This is a genomic window from Gemella parahaemolysans (assembly GCF_053758945.1).
Genome location: NZ_JBSMTP010000003.1, coordinates 155,934 through 176,807, shown reverse-complemented (window position 1 = coordinate 176,807; position 20,874 = coordinate 155,934). Strand labels below are relative to the sequence as shown.

The window sequence follows — 20,874 nt, the reverse complement described above, 5'->3', positions numbered from 1 at the left end:
CCCCCGCAAAGTTTATTAGATATCTAAAAAGCTTTTATAAAGCGAATTTAGATATCAATAAACCACTTGCGTTGTACGTTAGAATTTTTAGTGCCAAAAACACGTTAAAATTCTTACGTATAACGTATGCAAGGACACACCAAGAAGTGAGTCATAAGACGAAACTAATTGGATTGTGTCTACTGCTGAGGCTATGAATTTTCTTGTAAACTTTTTTAAAATTTAGTACTTTTGGGTCATCCCCTTATCTATAAACCATTACGTTATAAATTTAATAATTGATTTTACGGATTTTTTTATTTCAATCCGCTTCCCCTATTTATTATTAGTAAGTTCTTACTGGTAAAATTAATTCAATAATTTCTCTGTGGTAATCACTTGGTTGAATAATAAACGCTGTTAGTTCCCCTGAGAACTTAACGATAATTTCCTCTGCCGCAACCGCAGATACCGCGTCTTTTAGATATTTTCCAGATACAGAAATTTCGAATTTTTCATCTTCTAATGTAGAAGAAACTTTTAATTCCTCTACTGCACTTCCTAAATCTTTAGATTGAGAAGAAACTTCTAATAAATTATCAGTTACTACTAATTTAATAATATCATCTTTATCTTCTCTACTCATTAATGCAACCCTATCAACTGCACTGAAAAACTCTCTACTGTTCGCCACAAATGTACATTCAAAAACAGTAGGAATAAGTTTATTAGTATTTGGATAGTTACCACTAATTAATAATACTGTATAAACTACATTTTGATAGTAAAGAACTATTCTATTATTTTCATAGAAGATTTCTACTTGATCTTTTCCATTTTCTATCATTCTTTGGAAATAAGTTAGAGCTTTTCTAGGAATAATTAAGTTAAACTCTTTGTTGCTATCTTCATCATTTAGTGTAACTTGTCTTCTACTTAGACGATATGAGTCAGTCGCTGTAGCTGTTAAGATTTTGTTACTTAATGAGAAGTTAACCCCCTCAAGAATAGGTCTTTGATCATTAGGTGCTGTACAGAATACTGTTTCTTTAATAATATCATTAAAAACATTATCTTCTAATTTAAGACTATTTTCTTTAGAGATAACTGGAAATTCTGGATAATCGTTAGCGTCATATCCTTTTACGTTAAATTCACTTTTACCTGATTTAACTAAAATATTGTTACCAACTGTTTCTATCTCTATTAAATTTGTTGGTGCTTTTCTAATTATTTCTATAAAATTACGAGAAGGTAATACTACTTGTCCTTCTTCTTCTATAGTAATAACTTCTTTATCATCTTCATAGCTATCTACAGAATATTCTACAGATACTAAAGAATCACTTGCTTTTAGTATAAGTTTATCTTTTTCTAATTCTAATTTAATACCTTTTAAGATTTCAAAAAGAGAATTAGGGGCAATTACTCTTGATACGTGATTTAAGCCATCAATAAAATTTGATTTAGTTATAGTAAATTTCATTTGTTCTCCTTATATATAATATATATTTAATAAAATAATAATAATAAGGTCTGTAAAAACTGTGGAAAACTAAAGAATACTCAAAAATAATGAATTTTCCCTTGTTAATAACTTGTGAAAAAACATATTAATATCTTTAGTAGATTTTAACAGACTCTTATATTTTTCCTAAACGTTCTTTTATTACTTCTATATCTTCAAAAATCTCAGGATTTTCATCTTTGCTTAGTTTCGCTATCTTATTGAATGAATAAAGAATAGAAGTATGATCTTTATTAAAACAATCACCTATAGAAGGGAATGATAATGTAGTAAGTTCCCTACATAAGTATATAGCTATATTTCTAACCTGTACAACTTCTTTTTTACGAGAAGATGAAAGAATATCATCAACCTTGATTTTATAGAAATCGGCACAAACATTAATAATGTTCTCAGGTGAGATATTTTTTCTAGGTGAAGTTTTCGCGCTTTTTAGTATTTCCTCGGCAATACTAAGTGAAGGTTGTTCATGTTTAGAAGTTGCAGTGAACTTAATACGTTTAAGAACACCTTCAAGCTCTCTTATATTAGAGGATACATTACTAGAAATATAAGTAAGTGTCTCTTCATCTAGTTTAATATCGAACTGTTCACATTTGAATTTAATAATTGCCATACGTGTTTCGAAGTCAGGCGGTGTAATGTCCGCAGTTATCCCCTGACTGAATCTAGTAACTAATCTATCTTCCAAATCATTAAGTTGAGATGGAGAGCGATCACTTATAAGGACGATTTGTTTCTGATTCATCTGTAGTTCGTTAAATGTATGGAAAAATGCGTTTTGTGTTTCAGTTTTACCTGATAAGAATTGAATATCATCAATTAAAAGAGCATCAACATCGCGGTATTTTCTTCTAAAGTCTTCATCCGCATTAGTATAGTTGTTTTTGTCTTTCATAGGTTTAATAGACGCAAGAAATTCATTTAAAAATTTCTCTGATGAAATACATTCAATTTTAAAATCAGGAAAATTAGCTTCCATCTCATTACCAATAGCGTGAAGTAAGTGAGTTTTTCCCAATCCAACACCTCCGTAGATAAATAGAGGGTTATAGATACCACCAGGAGAAACGGCAACGTTCCATGCTATATTATGTGTAAAAGCATTCCCTTCCCCTACTACGAAATTTTCAAAAGTGTAGTTTTTATTAAGCGTAGGATTCTTTTTACTCGCTGTAATATTTTTATTAGGGACAGGATGTTTATAGTCTTCTAGAGGAAAAGTTTGTTTTTGATAAAAATGTTGAGCTCCAGAAGGTTTATCACCTTGAAGAAAGTTCTGTCTAATTAGATTTTCAGCTGCTGGCTTTTCATCAACAACATGAGGTGTAATTAGAGGAATATCAGTATCAAGGGAAGTATAGTCTATATTAAAATCAAATCCAGTATTTTTCTTTAGTATTTCTTTTAATTTTTGATCATAAGCACCTTGAATAAATTGAGAAATAAGAGCTTCTTTACTAGTAATAACGATAGATTTTTTCATAAAATCGACGTTATCTATAGAAGCACCAGAAAACCAAGTATCAAATACATGAGGATCAACTGTACTTTTTAGTTCACGAAGAATAATTTCCCATAAGAAATTAGAATTACTCAATGAAATACCTCCTTAAAAAAATATATAAATAATTATAACATAGAATGTTAATAAAATAAAACATTAGTTATTCACAAGTTGTTAACAGAAGTTATTAACTATGTGAATAAAAAACTAAGGAAAAGCTGTGAATATGTTAAAAAGTAATAGAATATAAAAAGTATTTTCTAAGTTTTGAGAGTTTTTTAACAAACTTCAAGATTGATATAAATATAGTTTATAAGTTTTTCACACACAATTCACACCTGTGAATAACTTTTAAATGTGAAATTGTGAATAACTTTATAAAACTGTTAAAAACTTAAGAAAAAAGAAAATGTTTTCTTGATGTTAATAAAGTTATTAACAAAGATATGTGGATAACTTATAATAAATTGTGGAAAAGTGTTTAAAAGAGATACTTAAATATTTTCTTATACTGAGAAGCAAAAATTAACAGATTATTAACAACAAGGGCTGATTCAAAAGACCTAAAATTTAACAAAGTGTATATGAAAATTCGTAGATGCAGTGGTTTATTGATATCTAAATTCGATTTATAAAAGCTTTTTAGATATCTAATAAACTGTGCGGAGGTGACTCAACAAAATCGATTTCTACGAAATCACGATTTTCGAGTCACTCCCTTATTTTTATGTATAATGAAAGAAACAAGAATTTTAACCATAATTAGTGATAATATTAAGTTATTAGTTATAGTATATTTTCACTTGTCTAGATTTTTTTTTAGAAATTATGATGTTTTTACTTGATAAATTATTTTAGATATGTTAAACTAATTCAGTTATTACATCTATCTAAGTAAAGAAAAGAAAACTCGAGGAGGACAAAATGAAACGTACGTATCAACCAAATAAAAGAAAACATTCAAAAGTACACGGATTTAGAGCTAGAATGAGCACTAAAAACGGAAGAAATGTATTAGCAAGACGTAGAGCTAAAGGAAGAAAAGTTCTTTCAGCTTAATGTTTGCGCAGAGGGTATCACGAAAGTGGTACCCTTTTTTTATTAGAGAATCCTAAAAAGTAAGAAAGATAGTTGTAAAAAGTTAAATAAACTGTTAAAATTATTAGTGTTAAGAAAGGTTTTAAAATGAAAAAAGAATATAGAGTAAAAAGAAGTCAAGATTTTGATAATATTATAAGAAAAAAACAATCTTTTGCGAATAGACAGTTTGTTATTTATTATCAAAAAAATAATTTAGACCATATGCGTTTGGGGATTTCTGTTAGTAAAAAATTAGGAAAAGCCTTTGAACGTAATAAAATAAAAAGATATATACGAGAAACTTTTAAAACAAGAAAAGAATTTGTTAAAAACTATGATATTATAGTGATTGCAAGACCTGGTGCTAAAGAATTGCCATTTTTAGAATTTGGTAGCAGTATCGATCATGTTTTAAAAAGATCAAAACTTATGAAAGCGAAGAGGAGTTAAGAATGGAAAAAGAATATTATTATGTTGGAGTTACTGTAGATGAGGCTATTAAAAAAGGATTAAAAGACCTAGCTTTATCAGAAGATGCAGTAAAAATTGAAGTAATCGAAGGTGGTAGCGCAGGTATTTTCGGTTTATTCAAAAAAGAAGCAAAAGTAAAATTAGTTCCATTAGATGAAGATTATAATAAAGAAGAAGCTGTTAAATTAGCTAAAACAACTGAAGAAGTAGTTGAGGTTGAAAAAGTAGTCGAAAAAGAACAAGAAGTTGAAGTAAAAATAACAGAAAAAGAAGAAGTTGTTGAAGAAAAAGTAGTTGCCCAAGAAGTTCACACAGAAGAAACAAAACCAGAAGTAGAAGAAACTGTTGTTACAGCTGAACACGATGAAGAACCTGTAAAAAAAGCTAAAAGAGAAGATTATATCGTAAAAAATAAAGATCGTATTGTAAATTATCTACAAAATATTGTTGTTGCGATGGGATATCCTGATGCGACTGTAGATTTTAGAGAAGATGGTAATCGTCACTTTACTTTAAATATTAAAACAGAAGAAAACACTAGTTTAATAATTGGTAAACGTGGAATAACTTTAAACAGTTTACAGTTTTTAGTTAATAACTACGCTAAAAAATTCAGTTCACACTACTTCAGAATAGAAGTTGATTGTGATGATTACAGAGAAAATCGTAAGAAAACATTAGAAGAATTAGCGTTAAACTTAGCTAAAAAATCTAAAAAAATCGGAAAACCTGTTGAATTAGAACCAATGACAAGCATTGAAAGAAAAATTATTCACAATGCCTTAACAGGAATTAAAAATGTTGAAACAGAATCACGTGGTGAGGAGCCACACAGATATTTAGTTATTACAGCTAAATAGGAGGCCTAATGAAGTCAGTATTAATAGTTGATGATAGTTCATATTATAGAAGTCGTGGAGCAGAAATTGCTAGTCGAGCAGGATATAAGTGTCATTATGCAGAAAATGGCGAACAAGCTGTGAGAATGTATAGAAGGATACAACCAGATTTTGTAACGATGGATATTTGTATGCCGATAATGGATGGTTTAGAGGCGACGAAAGAAATTTGTACGAAGTTTCCTGGTGCAAAAGTGCTTATCTGCAGTAGTGTTGGCGAAGTACCTGTGTATAAAAGACAAGCATTTGCTAATGGAGCATGTGGTGTACTGCCAAAAGAGTATGATTTAGATGACTTAGAATTCGCTATTTCAGAAATTGAACTTATGAACGAAGAGAATTAATATCTTATTAAAAACTTTTTAATAAAATAATAAAAAATGAGTAGTTTGGAGATTTATCCAAGCTACTTATTTTTTGTGGTTCTACAAAATTTAGGACTGATGAGAAGAGTCATGAGCTTAAAGCTCAGGAATCCTTTTTTTTTGCTAGTGTATAATATTTTGTGTTTAACATAATTATTGACAGTATCTTTTCTCTTCTGATATAATGAGACCTCAGGAGGTATATTATATGTCTAAACAAAAAATTAATCGCTTTGTCGGATCTATTGGAGCTTTTATTGGGATTCTTGTTTTTATTGCATATATTCCACAAATTATCGCTAACTTACAAGGAGAAAAAGCTCAACCATTCCAACCACTATTTGCAGCAGTTTCTTGTTTAATTTGGGTAATCTATGGTTGGACAAAAGAACCTAAAAAAGACTGGATCCTTATCATTCCCAATGCAGCGGGAGTGATATTAGGTGGTATAACTTTTATTACTTCTTTATAAAAATTATATAAACAAAACCAGAAACTTCATAAAAAAGTTGCTGTTTTTTTATGCTGATTGCAAGCATTCTATTTGTTTGAACGAACTAAACTCAACAATCTTAATCGGACTGATTTTTTCCATCAGTCCGATTTTTTGATGGGCCTTTTTTGTTCGCCCTCCCCTAACCCATTATAAAAAAAGTATATAAAATGTAGCTTGGTCGTATGTAGAGAAAAATTTAAAGGAATAGTGTATAATAAATAAGATATGAATTTTTAATTAATATAAAGAGTTAGAAGGAGTTTGAATAATGAGTGAAACAATTTGCGCTATATCGACTGCCCTAGGAGAAGGAGCTATAGGTATTGTTAGACTTAGTGGTGATGAAGCATTTAGTATTGCTGAAAAAATAGTAAGACTACCAAAAGGTAAAACGGTAGCGAGTCTAGCTAGTCACACTATAAATTATGGTAATGTAGTTGATCCAGCTACAAATGAAAAAATTGAAGAAATTATGCTTGTAAAAATGGTAGGTCCGCGTACTTATACTACTGAAGATGTTATAGAAATTAACTGTCACGGTGGTATTGTAACGATTCAAAAAGTACTTGCACTTTGTTTAGAACATGGAGCAAGAATGGCTGAACCAGGAGAATTTACTAAACGTGCCTTTTTAAATGGACGTATAGATTTAACACAAGCAGAGGCTGTAATCGACTTTATTAAGAGTAAAACAGATGAAGCTAGTCAAATAGCTAACAACCAAATGCAAGGACGCTTATCGACGCTTATTAAACGTCTACGTGCTGAAATTTTAGATATACTAACAGTTGTTGAGGTAAATATCGATTATCCTGAATATGATGACTTAGAAATAGAAACGACAAAAACTATTCTTGAAAAATCAACAAGTATTAGAAATAGTTTAGAAAGTCTATTAGAAACATCAAAACAAGGGAAAATTATTAAAGAAGGTATAAATACTGCTATTATTGGACGACCTAACGTTGGAAAGAGCTCACTGTTAAATAACCTACTACAAGAAAATAAAGCTATCGTAACAGATATTGCAGGAACAACTCGTGACGTTCTAGAAGAGTATGTGAACATTAAAGGAGTACCGATTAAATTAATAGATACGGCTGGTATTCGTGAAACAGATGATATCGTGGAACAAATCGGTGTTAAACGTAGTAAAGAAGCTTTAGAAAAAGCCGATTTAGTATTGTTCTTATTAAACAGTAGTGAAGAATTAACTGAAGACGATAAAGAATTATTAAAGCTAACCGAAGGAAAAACAACGATAGTAATATTAAATAAACTAGATTTAGAGACGAAAATTGATATTGCTGAAGTTGAAAAATTAGCGTACAACCACCCTATTATAAAAACATCTATGACAACATATAAAGGGATAGATGAATTAGAGAAAAACATCAGAGACTTATTCTTTGGTGGAGCTGCTCGTCCAAAAGATGCGACGTACTTATCAAACACACGTCAAATTAATCTTATTCAACGTGCTTTAACAAGCTTAAATGATGCTATCGGAGCAGCAGAGATGGGTCTTGAAGTGGATATGGTACTTATAGACTATACGAATACATTCAATCTATTAGGAGAAGTTATCGGAGAAAACTCTGGTGATGAACTGATAAATGAATTATTCAGTAGATTCTGTCTAGGAAAATAAGTAGTATTATATAAAATACAAAAGAAAAAGATGAATGAACATGTTTTGTGTGAGATATAAAAGTAAAGCTGAAAGAAACTGTTTCACACGAAACAAGAGCTACAAGATAATAAAGATGTTTCACATGAAACAAAAAGGAGAACGAAATGAAATGTATAAGTTTTAATGTCAATGGTCTAAGAGCAATAGTTGGTAAAAATTTTGAAGAAGATTTTAAACAACTAGATGCTGATTTCTTCTGTTTACAAGAGACAAAAATGCAAGCAGGACAATTAGATTTACAATTCGATGGGTATTATAGCTATTTTAACTATGCTGAGCGTAAGGGATACTCAGGAACAGCCATATATACTAAACATGAGCCGTTAAATGTAACGTATGGAATAGGAATTGAAGAACATGATACTGAGGGGCGTGTAATTACACTAGAATATGATAAATTCTTCTTTATTACAGTGTATACACCAAATTCAGGAAGTGAGCTTAAGAGATTAGAGTATCGTATGAGTTGGGAAGAAGATTTTAAAAACTATTTGTTAGCATTAAATAAAACAAAAGGTGTCGTTGTTTGTGGAGATTTAAATGTTGCACACACAGAAATAGATTTGAAAAATCCGAAATCAAATATGAAAAATGCAGGATTCACACCAGAAGAAAGAGAAAAATTCACGAAGTTATTAGATGCTGGATTTATAGATACGTTTAGATATTATAATCCAGACTTAACAGGTGCCTACTCTTGGTGGAGTTATCGTTTTAACGCACGTAAAAATAATGCAGGATGGAGAATTGATTACTTCTTAGTAAGTCGTGATTTAGAAGAGTACTTAGAAAGTGCTGCTATTCACAATGAAATATTTGGTAGTGATCATTGTCCTGTAGAGCTTGTATTAAAAGACAATTTGTTGTAAAATATAATATGCGTTGTGGATAAACCATGACGTATATTTTTATCTTTAGCATGACTGACAAAAGTAATATCTTATTTAAAATCATGCATAATGATTAAAAATACTTATTAAAAAATAAAATTAGCGGGGGTGACTTAATAAAAATAAATTTCTATGAGATTATGGGTTTAAGTTATTCCTGTATTAATTTTAAGAAAAGAGGTAATTTATGGGACCAAAATTTTATATAGAAGATGTAAATGAATGGGACACAAAATATTCTATCGATTACATTAAATTCGATGAGTTTGGAGTGATTGATGTTGTAAGAGTAACAGAAGAGAAAGATTATCTAGTTCACGGGAATATTAAGTTACCAATCTTTGATTCGGAAAATGAGTATATAGATTACTTGGAAAAAGAAGATATAATAGATCCATACTTGGCAGGTATTCTTCGCAAATTAATAGGATACAAGCCTGAAAGAATGATAATAGACGAAGTTTCACTAAATAATGTACTATTTATAGGTGATCCTAGGGGTGCAGAAAGAGCAACAGGTTTTAAAGATGCATTTGAACTTATGATGGAAGCTACGATGAGATGGGAATTCTCAGCTTTAGAGGCACTTAGAAGAACGATGCAGGTTATAAGAATATTAATGCGGGACAAAGAGCATAAATTAAGTGATGGGCCTATTAGAATAAAAAAGGCGAGCTAATGCTAAGAAAAACAAAATTAGAAAAATAATAGCAAGTAATGAAGAGAATAGCAGAGGGTCGTGTTTTTTAAAGAATAAGCTATAAAAATGAGTGGGAACATTAGTAATGATATAAATGAAGGTATTTCTTATGTCTTAGAAAAACTGGGAGAAACAGTAGAGACAATGACACTCACTACTTTTTATGAAGATTATGAGAAATACCCTACTTTTTTGCTGAAAATATCAATTATTTAGTTATTCATCATTTAGCTATGATAAAATATCTTCGAAATCAGTGGATTGTACATGAAATTTTACAATCTATTTAGCTCTTTGCTAAAATTAAAAACATAGAATTTTCATAAATGAATACTCATTTAAACAACAATACGATAAGAAAATATTTAAGTGACTTTAAAATTGTATGAAAATAAAAAACAAAATTATCTATAAAAAATATTTTAGATGATAAAGATAGAATAGCGTAGGAGTTAAAAATAGAATAATATAAATGTTTCACGTAAAACAAAAGGAGTGATAGGTTTGAAATTTTATTCTTATGAATATTTATTAAATAAAATAGATCAGAGTAATACTATAACATATGTAGTAGGAGGATGCTTACTATTAATAATAATAGTATCACTAATTAAGTATTATAAAAATAGACAAGATAGCAAGTATAGAGAATTAGCTATCATAATGATATTAGGTATCTTTTTATTAATCGGGATACAAGTAAGTGATTATCAAAGTAATAGTATATCAGCTAATCAGTATAAAAGCTCTATTGAATTTATTGAGGGAGTTTCAGAAAAATTAAATATTGACAAAACACATATCTATATAAATAGTGAAGCCTCTATAGAAAATTCATTTTTAAAAATAGATGATAACTACTATAGAGTAATAAGTAACGGAAAAAAAGGTGATTATTTACTAGAGAAAATAGAATTGGTAGAACCAATTGTTGAAAAAGTGGAGGTGAAAAGATAATGCAACTTTCATATATAGATATAGCAATAAAACTAGCTTTAGGTTTATTATCGCTTGTAATAGTAATTAATATATCAGGAAAAGGAAATTTAGCACCAACTTCAGCGAGTGATCAAGTTCAAAACTATGTACTCGGGGGAATATTAGGAGGGGTAATATATAGTCCATCAATTTCTATTTTACAATACTTCAATATATTATTAATATGGATAATTTTGGTATTAGGTCTGAAGTGGTTAAAAACAAATAACTCATACTTAAAAAAAATGATAGACGGAGAACCTACAACAATAATAAAAAAAGGAAAAATAGATGTAGAAGCAACAAGAAAAGCTGGTTTAACAGCACAAGACATAGCTTTTAAATTAAGAACACAAGGTGTTTATAGTATTCAAAAAGTAAAAAGAGCGGTTTTAGAACAAAATGGACAACTAATTATAATACAACAAGGTGAGGAAAATCCTAAATATCCGGTAATTACTGATGGAACTATCCAACATAGTACATTAGAAACGATGGATAAAACAGAAGAATGGTTAAAAGAAACTTTATTAGAATTAGGATATGAAGACACATCTAAAATATTCTTAGCAGAGTATGACAAAGGACAATTACATATAATTGAATACTAATATAATTTATTTTTTAAATAAAATTAAAAATTTTAACAAGACAATAACAAATTAATTAAATAAGAAAATAATAATATAGATTAATATAACAAAAAGTAAAAGCAGGAAATTGAAAAATCAATTTTCTGCTTTTTTAAATGTTATTTATCGGCGTTAATAAAATCGTAAGAAGAATCTTCTTGGAATTTTTTAACGACATAAGAGCAAGCTGGTTTAATTTTTTTATTTTGCTCAGTCATATCTTTAACAAGAGCATCTAATAACTTTCCTGCTACACCTTGCCCTCGAAGTGAAGGATCAACAAAAGTATGATCAGCGACAACTACGTTAGGATTATTAGTAGTAGCATAGGTAATTTCAGCTATAACTCTACCATTTTCATCATATTTTACGAATCCATCATTTGTTTTAGTAAATTCCATATAAACCTCCTGGGATACTCATATAGTGTTATTAGTGCTATTATACCATAAATAAAGGGAAAGAGTATCCTACATATCATTCTTTAAAAGCACTACAATTATTAAAGGAAAAGTAATGTTTGATAAAAGTATTGCTTTAGATTTGAAAGCAATAGAGGTATCTGATATAGAGGAAAGTGTTTAAAAAGAAAAATTAAAGGAAATAATAGATAAATATAAGTCCCTATTTGATATAGTTTAATATTTATCTAAATATTAACTATGTGAAAAAAACAAAAATAGAAGTTTACTATATGATTTCATCGCTTTATAGGTGAATTTTATACTGAATTTTTATTTTTTACTTAATTTTACTTATCCCTTTTTTTCTCGTTATTTTATTGTTCTTCTCTCTATCTTTTTGTTTCTTTTCTATCTTTCTTCTTTTCTTTCTATTTTATTTTATAATTTCAATTTTGATAAAATATAAAAATTAATATTCCTTAAATTAAAATAAATAATTCTACTAAATTTTTATTTATAAAATAATAAATAAATTAAAATATTTTCATAGTATTTTTTATTTAACATCTTATAGAAGAAAAATAAAACGTTTTAATTTTTTTTAAAAAAGTTATTGACAAATATGAAAAACGGGTGTACAATTAGTTTAATTTAATACACAAACGTTGAAAAGATAAGTAAATTAATACGTAGCTACAACAGAGAGTTATTGGTTGGTGCGAAGTAACATGGTGAAGATTAGTTGAAAATGGTCTTAGAGTTTTGTTTATCTAATAGGTAAACACGTAGGTTGCACGATATAGCACACAGTATAAACATGTACTGAATAAGGTACTAATCGCAAGATTAGTATAAATTAGAGTGGTAACGCGAATTAAGATAATCGCCTCTATTACATATGTAAATATGTAGTAGAGGTGTTTTTTTTATAAAAAATAACTTATCGAGACGTAGAAAAGAGGAAAAAAATATTATGACAAGAAAATTTAGTTTTGAAACATTACAATTACACGCAGGACAAACAGTTGGAGATACAAAAGCAAGAGCTGTCCCTATTTATCAAACAACATCATTCGTTTTTGATGATACTCAAGATGCAGCTGATTCATTTGCATTAAGAAAAGCTGGGAATATTTATACACGTATTACTAACCCTACTACTGCAGTCTTCGAAGAAAGAATTAATGCATTAGAAGGTGGAGTTGGTGCATTAGCTGTAGCTTCAGGAATGGCTGCAATTACATATGTATTCTTAACATTAGCACATGCGGGAGATCACATCGTATCTTCTAAAAATGTATATGGAGGAACATATAACCTATTAAAACTTACCCTACCACGTTATGGTGTAGAGTCAACTTTTGTTGATCCAGATAACTTTGAAGAAATTGAACAAGCAATTACTGATAAAACTAAAGCTCTATTTGTAGAAACATTAGGAAATCCATTAGCAAATGTCGCTGATTTAGAAAAATGGGCTGAGATTGCTCATAAACATAAAATTCCACTAGTAGTAGATAATACATTTGCTAGTCCATACTTAATCAATGCATTTAGCCATGGTGTAGATATTATTATTCACTCTGCGACTAAATTCATTGGAGGCCATGGTACATCAATTGGTGGTGTTATCGTAGACAGTGGTAAATTTGACTGGGAAGGTAGTGGAAAATTCCCACAATTAGTTGATGAAGACCCAAGTTACCACAACTTAAGTTATACAAGAGATGTAGGACCTGCTGCGTTCATTACAAATGTAAGAACACAGTTATTACGTGATACAGGAGCAGCATTATCACCATTTAACGCATTCTTATTATTACAAGGTTTAGAAACATTATCTTTACGAGTTGAGCGTCATGTAGAAAATACTCAAAAAGTAATAGACTTCTTAGTAAAACATCCTAAAGTAGCATCAATCAACTACCCAGGATTAGAAGGAAACAAATATTATGAATTAGCTAAAAAATACCTACCTAAAGGTAGTGGATCAATCTTCTCATTTGATGTAGTTGGAGGGGAAGAAGCAGCTCGTAAAGTAATTGATAGTTTAGAAATTTTCTCAAACTTAGCGAATGTAGCTGATGCGAAGAGTTTAGCTATCCACCCAGCATCAACAACACATGGACAATTAAGTCCGGAGGAATTACAATATACAGGAATTACTCCACAGCAAGTTAGACTATCAATTGGATTAGAAAATGCGGATGATCTAATTGAAGATTTACGTTTAGCATTAGAAAATATCTAAGAGAAAAGTTTCACAAGAAACATTTGATTAAAATAATTAATATTTTATTAAAATGTGTGGATTAAGACAGATTATTAAAAAACCTTGACAGCCATTTATTTTAATACTAATAATATACAAAAAATATCTTAATCCACAATTTTCTCTTTTTGAGTAGAGGTTGTTTAGGAGCATGAAATAGAAGCAAGGCAGCGTGGAAATTTCATATAAACTCATTCCTAGGCAATCTCTGCTTTTTGTTTTAGAGAAATAAAAGGCAGCAGAGATATATTTTTTGTAGAATATATCATAAGAAGTGTGTTTGTGATATAATTTTAGTAATAATAGTAACTAAGGGGTGAAAGTATGTATAAAGTAATGATAGTAGAAGATGATGAGATAATTTCAAATTCAATAGCTGGATATCTACAAAAATGGCAGTATGCTACACATGAGGTTGTGGATTTTCAAAATGTAGTCAAGGAATTTGTGGAACAATCACCGGATCTAGTATTAATGGATATTAATCTTCCCTACTTTGATGGTTATTATTTCTGTGAGGAGATTAGGAAATTGTCGAAAGTGCCTATAATTTTTATTTCATCTGCGAATGATGATATGAATATTGTTATGGCTATGAATATCGGTGCTGATGATTTTATAGAAAAACCATTTAAGTTAGTTGTCCTAAAAGCAAAAATCGAAGCCCTACTCCGCCGTGTTTATAATTTTAGCGGATCTTCAAATCTTGTAGTATATAAAGATGTAATTTTTGATATGAGCCGTGATGAGGTGAAATATCAAGATAACCTAGTTGAACTTACTAAAAATGAAGGTAAAATTTTTACAGTATTATTAGAAAATAGAGAAAAAATAGTAACGAGAGAAGAAATAATTACTGCATTGTGGCAAAGTGATAACTTTATAGATGAAAATACTTTGTCGGTTAATATAAACAGACTTCGTTCTAAGTTGAAAAGTATAGGAATAGATGAATTTATTACTACTAAAAAAGGTAAAGGATATATCGTCTAATGGAAATATTAAAAAGTTATTTAAAGAAAAACATAAAAGTTTATATTTTATTTGTAGTTTTTATTGCCATATTTTTCATTATGTTTTATTTGTATAATTTGCCACTAGAAGCTCTAATATATACAGGAAGTTTCTGTTTTTTAGCGTCACTTATAGCTAGCTTTTTAGATTTTGTTAATTATAAAGAAAGTTATAAAAAATTAAAATTTCTAGAGAAAAATATTCTAAATGATCTTGAAGATTTACCGAAAAGCTTGGATATTAGGATTGATTATTATCATAAAATCATAGAGAAATTATATGAAGAGTTAGAGAAATTAACTCAGGAAAATCGACAAAAAAATATCGACATGGTAGATTACTACAGTATGTGGGTTCATCAGATAAAAACTCCGATTGCAGCGATGAATTTTCTATTAGACAATGAAGAAGTAGATCAAAAAGTCTTACAGCAAGAATTGTTCAAAATAGAACGCTATGTTGAGATGGTTCTGACGTATATAAGATTAGATAGCATATCATCAGATTATGTTATTACAAAGATTAATCTTGATGAAGTGGTGAAAGATAGTGTAAAAAAATATGCGACTATCTTCATTAACAAAAAAATAAAATTAAACTATGTTTCACATGAAACAATGGTAATTAGTGATAAAAAATGGTTGAGTTTCGCTTTTGAACAAATACTAGGTAATAGTGTGAAATATACTAGCACCAGTGGAGAAATTAAAATAGAAACTTGTGAAAATAAACTGGTTATAGAAGATAACGGTATGGGTATTAAAGAAGAAGATCTACCTCGAATTTTTGAAAAAGGTTTTACAGGTTTTAATGGAAGATACGAAAAAAAATCGAGTGGTCTAGGTTTGTATTTATGTAAAAAAACTCTAGATAAACTAGGTCATCATATTGAAATTTCTTCAAAAGTAGGAGAAGGAACTAGGATAGAAATCACATTCCCGAAAGAAGATACTTTAAGGGATTAGATAACAATATATCAATAAGGAATTCTCTTGAGAGTTAGATTGTAGATTTAACTTTTGAGGGGATTTTTTAATTTCACAAATGAGACTAGATATAAATCTATAAACTCTTAAAATAGGTTAGCTATAAACCCAACAAAATCTACTTGATATATGTGAGTGACTCAAAAATCATGAGTTAGAAGAAACACGATTTTGTCGAGTCGCTTTCTGCAGTGGTTTATTAGATATCTAAAAAGCCACTTGATATATATATTATAATGTAAATAAAATTATTTTCTAACTAATAGAATAAATTATCTGAAAACTATCTTGTTTAAGTTTATTTTATTTGATAGAATAGTAGTAAGGTATAAGGAGGGAAAAGATGAAGCAGTATTTAAAGAAAAGATATTTAGAAAATAGTTTGTTACTTTTACTAATTATTTTTGGAGGAGCATGTAAGGTTGTCGCTGCATATTTCATAGGGGATGGATTTAACGAATTAATTAAATCGAATACCGATGGCTTTTTCTATAATATAGCCTATGCAGGTATCGTGTTTTTATTATATTTAGTTTCTATTTATATAAAAATTCCGTATGAAAACTATGTAGTGCAAAAAATGATAACTGATATTCGATGCGATGTCGTGGATGCAATTTCTAAAAACAATTATGCTAACTTCAATAAGAAAAATAGCGGTGATTATATATCGTGGCTTAGTAATGATTTGATGATTGTTGAGGAAAAAGGATTTGGTAATTTTTATCAAAGTATTACAGCAATTATAGAGACGCTTTTAGCTATAGTCGGACTATTTGCATTCCACTGGTCGATTATCGTCTTTTCTATAGTAATGAGTGTTCTTACATTAGTATTACCAGCTCTTGCGCAAAAATCTATTCAGAATAAAGCTCAGAGCTACTCAGGCTCATTAGAAAAATTAATAAGTAAAAATACGAATTACTTACAAGGATTCGATAGTTTACTATCTTTCAATAAATTAGGAATTTTGAAAAAAATTGTAGCAACTTCTTCTAATGAAGTATTAAAAGAATCTGTGTCTCTAAGAAAAAGTGTCGGATTAGCCGGAGTCCTAGGAGGCTTAGGAAATTTAGTAGGGCAAGTTGGTGTAGTATTACTAACGGGAATACTCGCTCTAAAAAATATTGTAGGCTTTGGGTCTATTTTAACGGTAGAGTCACTAACATCTACGATTTTTAATTCAGTAGGAAATATTATGAATATTACTGTAGAGTTAAATATCGTAGTACCAATCTTTGAGAAATTCGAGAAATTTAAAGAAGAGGCTAAGGCAATTAATGACCAAGATACTAGCAAAAAATTATTAAATGAAGAAATTGAAACTATAGAATTAGAAGATGTTTCTTATAAATATGAAGAGAAAAGTGTATTAAAAAATATTTCGTATGCATTTAATAAATATGGTAAATACGCTATTGTCGGTGAAAGTGGTAGTGGAAAATCTACATTGTTAAAATTATTGACTGGAAGAATAGAAAATTATGAAGGTGCAATTAAATTTAATGGAGAAGAACTAGGAAGTCTTAATAAGTATAGCCTGTATGATAAGATGTTATATATCCCACAAGAGCCGTATATTTTCACAGAAAGTCTAAGATTTAATATAACGCTAGGTGATGATTATGCTGATGAAAAAGTTAAAGATGTGTTGGAAAGTGTAGGATTAGGTGAGTTTCTGACAAGTCTTGAGGATGGCTTAGATACTGAACTTGTAGAAGGTGGTAAGAATTTATCAGGTGGTCAAAAACAAAGAATAGCCCTGGCTCGTGGAATAGTTAGAGAGAAAAAAGTAGTGCTGTTAGATGAGATAACTTCTAATTTAGATAAGGATAATGCAGAGAAAATAGAAGAACTTCTATTAACTAATCCAGAATTAACGGTAATTCTAATCACACACAGACTAGATAGCAACTCTGAACAAAGATTTACAGATATATTGAGATTATAATTTCCCAGGAAATAAAGTTGATAAAGTATTTGAAATCAAATAAAAAGTAATAAATATCCCAATCTTACAAAAGTGTAAGGTTGGGAGCTTTTTTGTAAGGAAAATCGATAGAATCTGTAAGAAAAGTAAGGTAGAATATAAATATAAACAACGAGGAAGTTGTAGAAAAGTTCGAACTAGGAAGATAAGATAAAATAAAAAGAATTTAGGAGTGATAAAAATGTTATTAGAAGTCAACAATGTAAGAAAAGTTTATACAACAAGATTAAGTACTCAAAGTACAGAAGCGTTAAAAAACGTAAACTTCGCAGTAGATAATGGTGAATATGTAGCGATTATGGGAGAAAGCGGAAGCGGTAAGACAACTTTACTAAATATTATCGCAACATTCGATAAAGCGACATCAGGAAATGTGAATTTAAACAATTTAGATTTAAGTAAGTTGAAAGATAAAGACCTAGCGAATTTCCGTCGTGACAATCTAGGATTCGTCTTCCAAGATTTCAATCTACTTGATAATTTTTCTATAAAAGATAATATTTTATTACCGTTAGTGTTAGCAAATAAAAAATATAAAGATATGGAAAAAAGATTAGAGAAAGTAACTAAACCTCTAGGAATTGATAAATTAATCAACAAGTTCCCATATGAAGTATCTGGTGGTCAACGTCAAAGGGTAGCGGTAGCTCGTGCGATTATTACGAATCCAGCATTAATCTTAGCGGACGAACCGACAGGGGCACTTGATTCAAAATCAACAGATCAACTGTTAGAAGTTTTTGAAAAACTTAATAATGCAGGACAAACAATAATTATGGTTACGCACTCTGTGAAAACAGCAGCTCGTGCTAAACGTGTATTATTTATTAAAGATGGGGTAGTTTTCCATGAACTTAGAAAAGGAAATGCGACTACGAGTGAGATGTTCCAAAAAATTAATGACACGTTAACTTTAATGCAGGCAGGTGAGTAAGATGAGCTTCTTTTATAGCAAATTTGCTTTAAACAACCTTGTAAAAAATAAAAAATTTATAATACCTTATGTGTTATCAGCAATTTTTACAATAATGTCATTTTACATACTGTCATCTCTAGCTTTTGGAGATAATTTAGACAAACTTCCAAACGGTATTGATGCGACAAAACAGGTATTAAGTTTCGGTATTATTGTAATTGCGCTGTTCTCTGTAATTTTCCTATTTTATACTTATAGTTTTCTAGTAAAACGTAGGGTAAAAGAATTTGGATTGTATTCTGTTTTAGGTATGACGAAAAAACAAATAGCTAAAATCTTAGTGTTAGAAATAATTTTTATCGCTGTAACTACAATAGTGTTAGGAATTGGATTAGGAATAATTTTTGATAAACTTATGTTGTTAGTATTATTAAAATTATTCTCAGCGGGAGTTAGCTTTGGGTTCAGCATAACACCGATAGCTATAGTATTCTCAGTATTATTATTCGGAGGAATATACTTCTTATTATTACTTTATACAGTTATTAAAATAGCTAGACTTAGAATTGTAGCCTTATTAAAAGATGAAAATAAAGGTGAAAAAGAACCGAAATCTAGATGGATTCTAGCGATAATCGGTTTAGCATTAATCGGCTATGGTTATTACACAGCACAAACGGTACAAAATCCTGTAAAAGCATTATTAGTATTCTTTTATGCTGTAGTTGCGGTAATTATAGGTACATATCTAGTGTTCATGGCAGTTAGTATCACAGTACTAAAAATCATGAAAAATAATAAAAACTTCTACTATAAACCTAAAAACTTCATCAGCGTTTCTGGTTTATTATACAGAATGAAGAGAAATGCAGTAGGATTAGCGAATATCTGTATATTATCTACAATGGTTCTTGTAACTATGGGATCAACATCGGCGTTATATGCAGGTATGGAAAAATCTTACAACGAAAGATTCCCAAGACAATTAATGATTGCAGGTTATCATTCTACTAGTGATAAACTAAAAGAAATTGAAAATAATGCAAAATTATCAGCTAAAGAAGCGGGAACTGAAGTGGAAGACATGGTCTCATATAATTCATTACCTATGGTAGGAAGATTAGTTGAAGATAAGTTCAATTTTGAATCAAATGTAGGTGTAGACTTAAGTAATGTTAAAATGATAGTTGTTTTACAATTAAAAGATTATAATAAATTCGCTAATAAAAATAAAACATTAGAAAGTAATGAGATTTTATTACATATCGATAAAAAAGGAGATTACAACTATAATAGTATTTCTTTAAATGGTAGTGACTATAAAATTAAAGAAAAATTATCAGAGTTTCCAGGAACAATAGGCTCTGCAACAGCGAATATTATGGATACATATTATGCTGTTGTTAAAGATGAGAAAGAAGCAACTAAATTAGCTACAAAACTAACAGAGTTAAGTAGTAAAGAGTTAGAAAAAAGAGGGATTAGTATACAAACAGGTACTCCTACACTTCAAAACTACGTTGCCTTCAATATCAAAGATACAACTAAAGAAGCTAAGGTAATCGAAAGTTTTAAAAAATTAGAAAAACAAAGTGGTATAGAAATAGAAGGTAAAGAAGAAAATAAACTTACATTCAGAGGAGTGTTCGCATCATTCCTATTCATCGGTGTGTTCATAAGCTTTATCTTCGTAATAAGCCAAGTGGTAATCATGTACTACAAACAAATTTCAGAAGGATATGAAGATAAAGGAAACTTTGAAATCATGAGAAAAGTAGGTATTACAGATAAACAGATTAAACAATCAATAAGATCACAAGTATTGTTAATTTTCTTCTCACCGCTAATTATAGCGACATTACACACGATAGTAGCCTATCCATTTATCGAGAAAATCTTAAGATTATTCTTAATAACAGATAATAGCATATTCTTACAGGCGCTTGCTGTGACAATTGTAGTCTTCGCAATCTTCTATCTAATAGTTTATGCAATAACATCAAAAATTTACTATAGAATTATAAAAGAATAGACGAAAATAAACTCCAGAGGAAAAATCTGGAGTTTTTTCGTT

At 29.4% G+C, this 20,874-nt stretch carries 19 protein-coding genes and 1 other annotated feature; of the genes, 16 read left to right on the top strand and 3 right to left on the bottom strand.

From position 1 onward, the window contains the following. Positions 1-325 precede the first annotated feature (325 nt). Positions 326-1,465 carry a DNA polymerase III subunit beta gene (gene dnaN / locus ACWOBP_RS03755; RefSeq protein ID WP_455337515.1) on the bottom strand — a complete coding sequence of 380 codons (1,140 nt, stop codon included), beginning with the start codon at positions 1,463-1,465 and terminating at the stop codon, positions 326-328. Between the two features lie 157 nt (positions 1,466-1,622). Continuing rightward, a complete protein-coding gene (gene dnaA / locus ACWOBP_RS03750; protein WP_371452545.1) occupies positions 1,623-3,107 on the bottom strand; it encodes a chromosomal replication initiator protein DnaA in 1,485 nt (494 codons plus the stop codon). Between the two features lie 831 nt (positions 3,108-3,938). Here dnaA and rpmH point away from each other — a divergent pair. From rpmH to ACWOBP_RS03700, 10 genes are all read left to right on the top strand, one after another. Next, positions 3,939-4,073: a 50S ribosomal protein L34 gene (rpmH, locus tag ACWOBP_RS03745; RefSeq protein ID WP_003144116.1), complete on the top strand. Its 135-nt coding sequence runs from the start codon at positions 3,939-3,941 to the stop codon at positions 4,071-4,073. A gap of 126 nt (positions 4,074-4,199) precedes the next feature. Then, complete coding sequence (gene rnpA / locus ACWOBP_RS03740) at positions 4,200-4,544, top strand: ribonuclease P protein component (protein WP_455337514.1); 345 nt, start codon at positions 4,200-4,202, stop codon at positions 4,542-4,544. Between the two features lie 2 nt (positions 4,545-4,546). Continuing rightward, positions 4,547-5,425 carry an RNA-binding cell elongation regulator Jag/EloR gene (jag, locus tag ACWOBP_RS03735; protein ID WP_455337513.1) on the top strand — a complete coding sequence of 293 codons (879 nt, stop codon included), beginning with the start codon at positions 4,547-4,549 and terminating at the stop codon, positions 5,423-5,425. An 8-nt stretch (positions 5,426-5,433) separates the two neighbouring features. Further along, positions 5,434-5,808: a response regulator gene (locus tag ACWOBP_RS03730; protein WP_455337512.1), complete on the top strand. Its 375-nt coding sequence runs from the start codon at positions 5,434-5,436 to the stop codon at positions 5,806-5,808. Positions 5,809-6,037: 229 nt separating this feature from the next. Further along, complete coding sequence (locus ACWOBP_RS03725) at positions 6,038-6,301, top strand: SemiSWEET family transporter (protein WP_060913362.1); 264 nt, start codon at positions 6,038-6,040, stop codon at positions 6,299-6,301. Positions 6,302-6,593: 292 nt separating this feature from the next. After that, positions 6,594-7,976: a tRNA uridine-5-carboxymethylaminomethyl(34) synthesis GTPase MnmE gene (gene mnmE / locus ACWOBP_RS03720; RefSeq protein WP_455337511.1), complete on the top strand. Its 1,383-nt coding sequence runs from the start codon at positions 6,594-6,596 to the stop codon at positions 7,974-7,976. A 146-nt stretch (positions 7,977-8,122) separates the two neighbouring features. Beyond that, complete coding sequence (locus ACWOBP_RS03715) at positions 8,123-8,887, top strand: exodeoxyribonuclease III (RefSeq protein WP_003144155.1); 765 nt, start codon at positions 8,123-8,125, stop codon at positions 8,885-8,887. Positions 8,888-9,095: 208 nt separating this feature from the next. Next, a complete protein-coding gene (locus tag ACWOBP_RS03710) occupies positions 9,096-9,587 on the top strand; it encodes a hypothetical protein (RefSeq protein ID WP_003144206.1) in 492 nt (163 codons plus the stop codon). Between the two features lie 525 nt (positions 9,588-10,112). Beyond that, positions 10,113-10,565 (top strand): DUF3290 family protein, encoded by a 453-nt coding sequence (locus ACWOBP_RS03705; protein ID WP_003144311.1) that lies wholly within the window; start codon positions 10,113-10,115, stop codon positions 10,563-10,565. Then, the gene (locus ACWOBP_RS03700) at positions 10,565-11,197 is read left to right on the top strand and encodes a DUF421 domain-containing protein (RefSeq protein WP_003144086.1); all 633 of its coding nucleotides are present in this window, start codon (positions 10,565-10,567) and stop codon (positions 11,195-11,197) included. The genes ACWOBP_RS03705 and ACWOBP_RS03700 overlap by 1 nt, the downstream gene beginning before the upstream one ends. A 140-nt stretch (positions 11,198-11,337) precedes the next feature. On the opposite strand, the gene ACWOBP_RS03695 is transcribed toward ACWOBP_RS03700, so the two are convergent. Further along, positions 11,338-11,619, bottom strand: coding sequence for a GNAT family N-acetyltransferase (locus ACWOBP_RS03695; RefSeq protein WP_003144302.1), 282 nt, complete (start codon positions 11,617-11,619; stop codon positions 11,338-11,340). 659 nt (positions 11,620-12,278) lie between these two features. Continuing rightward, positions 12,279-12,516: a binding site (T-box leader), on the top strand. 79 nt (positions 12,517-12,595) lie between these two features. Between ACWOBP_RS03695 and ACWOBP_RS03690 the strand changes: the two genes are divergently transcribed. The 6 genes from ACWOBP_RS03690 to ACWOBP_RS03665 all read left to right on the top strand — a co-directional run bounded on the left by ACWOBP_RS03690 (position 12,596) and on the right by ACWOBP_RS03665 (position 20,832). Then, positions 12,596-13,873, top strand: coding sequence for an O-acetylhomoserine aminocarboxypropyltransferase/cysteine synthase family protein (locus ACWOBP_RS03690; protein WP_003144273.1), 1,278 nt, complete (start codon positions 12,596-12,598; stop codon positions 13,871-13,873). 345 nt (positions 13,874-14,218) lie between these two features. After that, positions 14,219-14,887 (top strand): response regulator transcription factor, encoded by a 669-nt coding sequence (locus ACWOBP_RS03685; protein ID WP_003144297.1) that lies wholly within the window; start codon positions 14,219-14,221, stop codon positions 14,885-14,887. After that, entirely contained in the window at positions 14,887-15,873 is a 987-nt protein-coding gene (locus tag ACWOBP_RS03680) for a sensor histidine kinase (protein ID WP_003144207.1), read from the top strand. Before ACWOBP_RS03685 ends, ACWOBP_RS03680 begins: the two co-directional genes overlap by 1 nt. A 364-nt stretch (positions 15,874-16,237) precedes the next feature. After that, positions 16,238-17,845, top strand: coding sequence for an ABC transporter ATP-binding protein (locus ACWOBP_RS03675; protein ID WP_314092828.1), 1,608 nt, complete (start codon positions 16,238-16,240; stop codon positions 17,843-17,845). Between the two features lie 220 nt (positions 17,846-18,065). Continuing rightward, positions 18,066-18,818, top strand: a complete 753-nt coding sequence (locus ACWOBP_RS03670; protein ID WP_003147441.1) for an ABC transporter ATP-binding protein — start codon at positions 18,066-18,068, stop codon at positions 18,816-18,818. A gap of 1 nt (position 18,819) precedes the next feature. Beyond that, entirely contained in the window at positions 18,820-20,832 is a 2,013-nt protein-coding gene (locus tag ACWOBP_RS03665; RefSeq protein WP_455337510.1) for an FtsX-like permease family protein, read from the top strand. Positions 20,833-20,874: the final 42 nt, after the last annotated feature.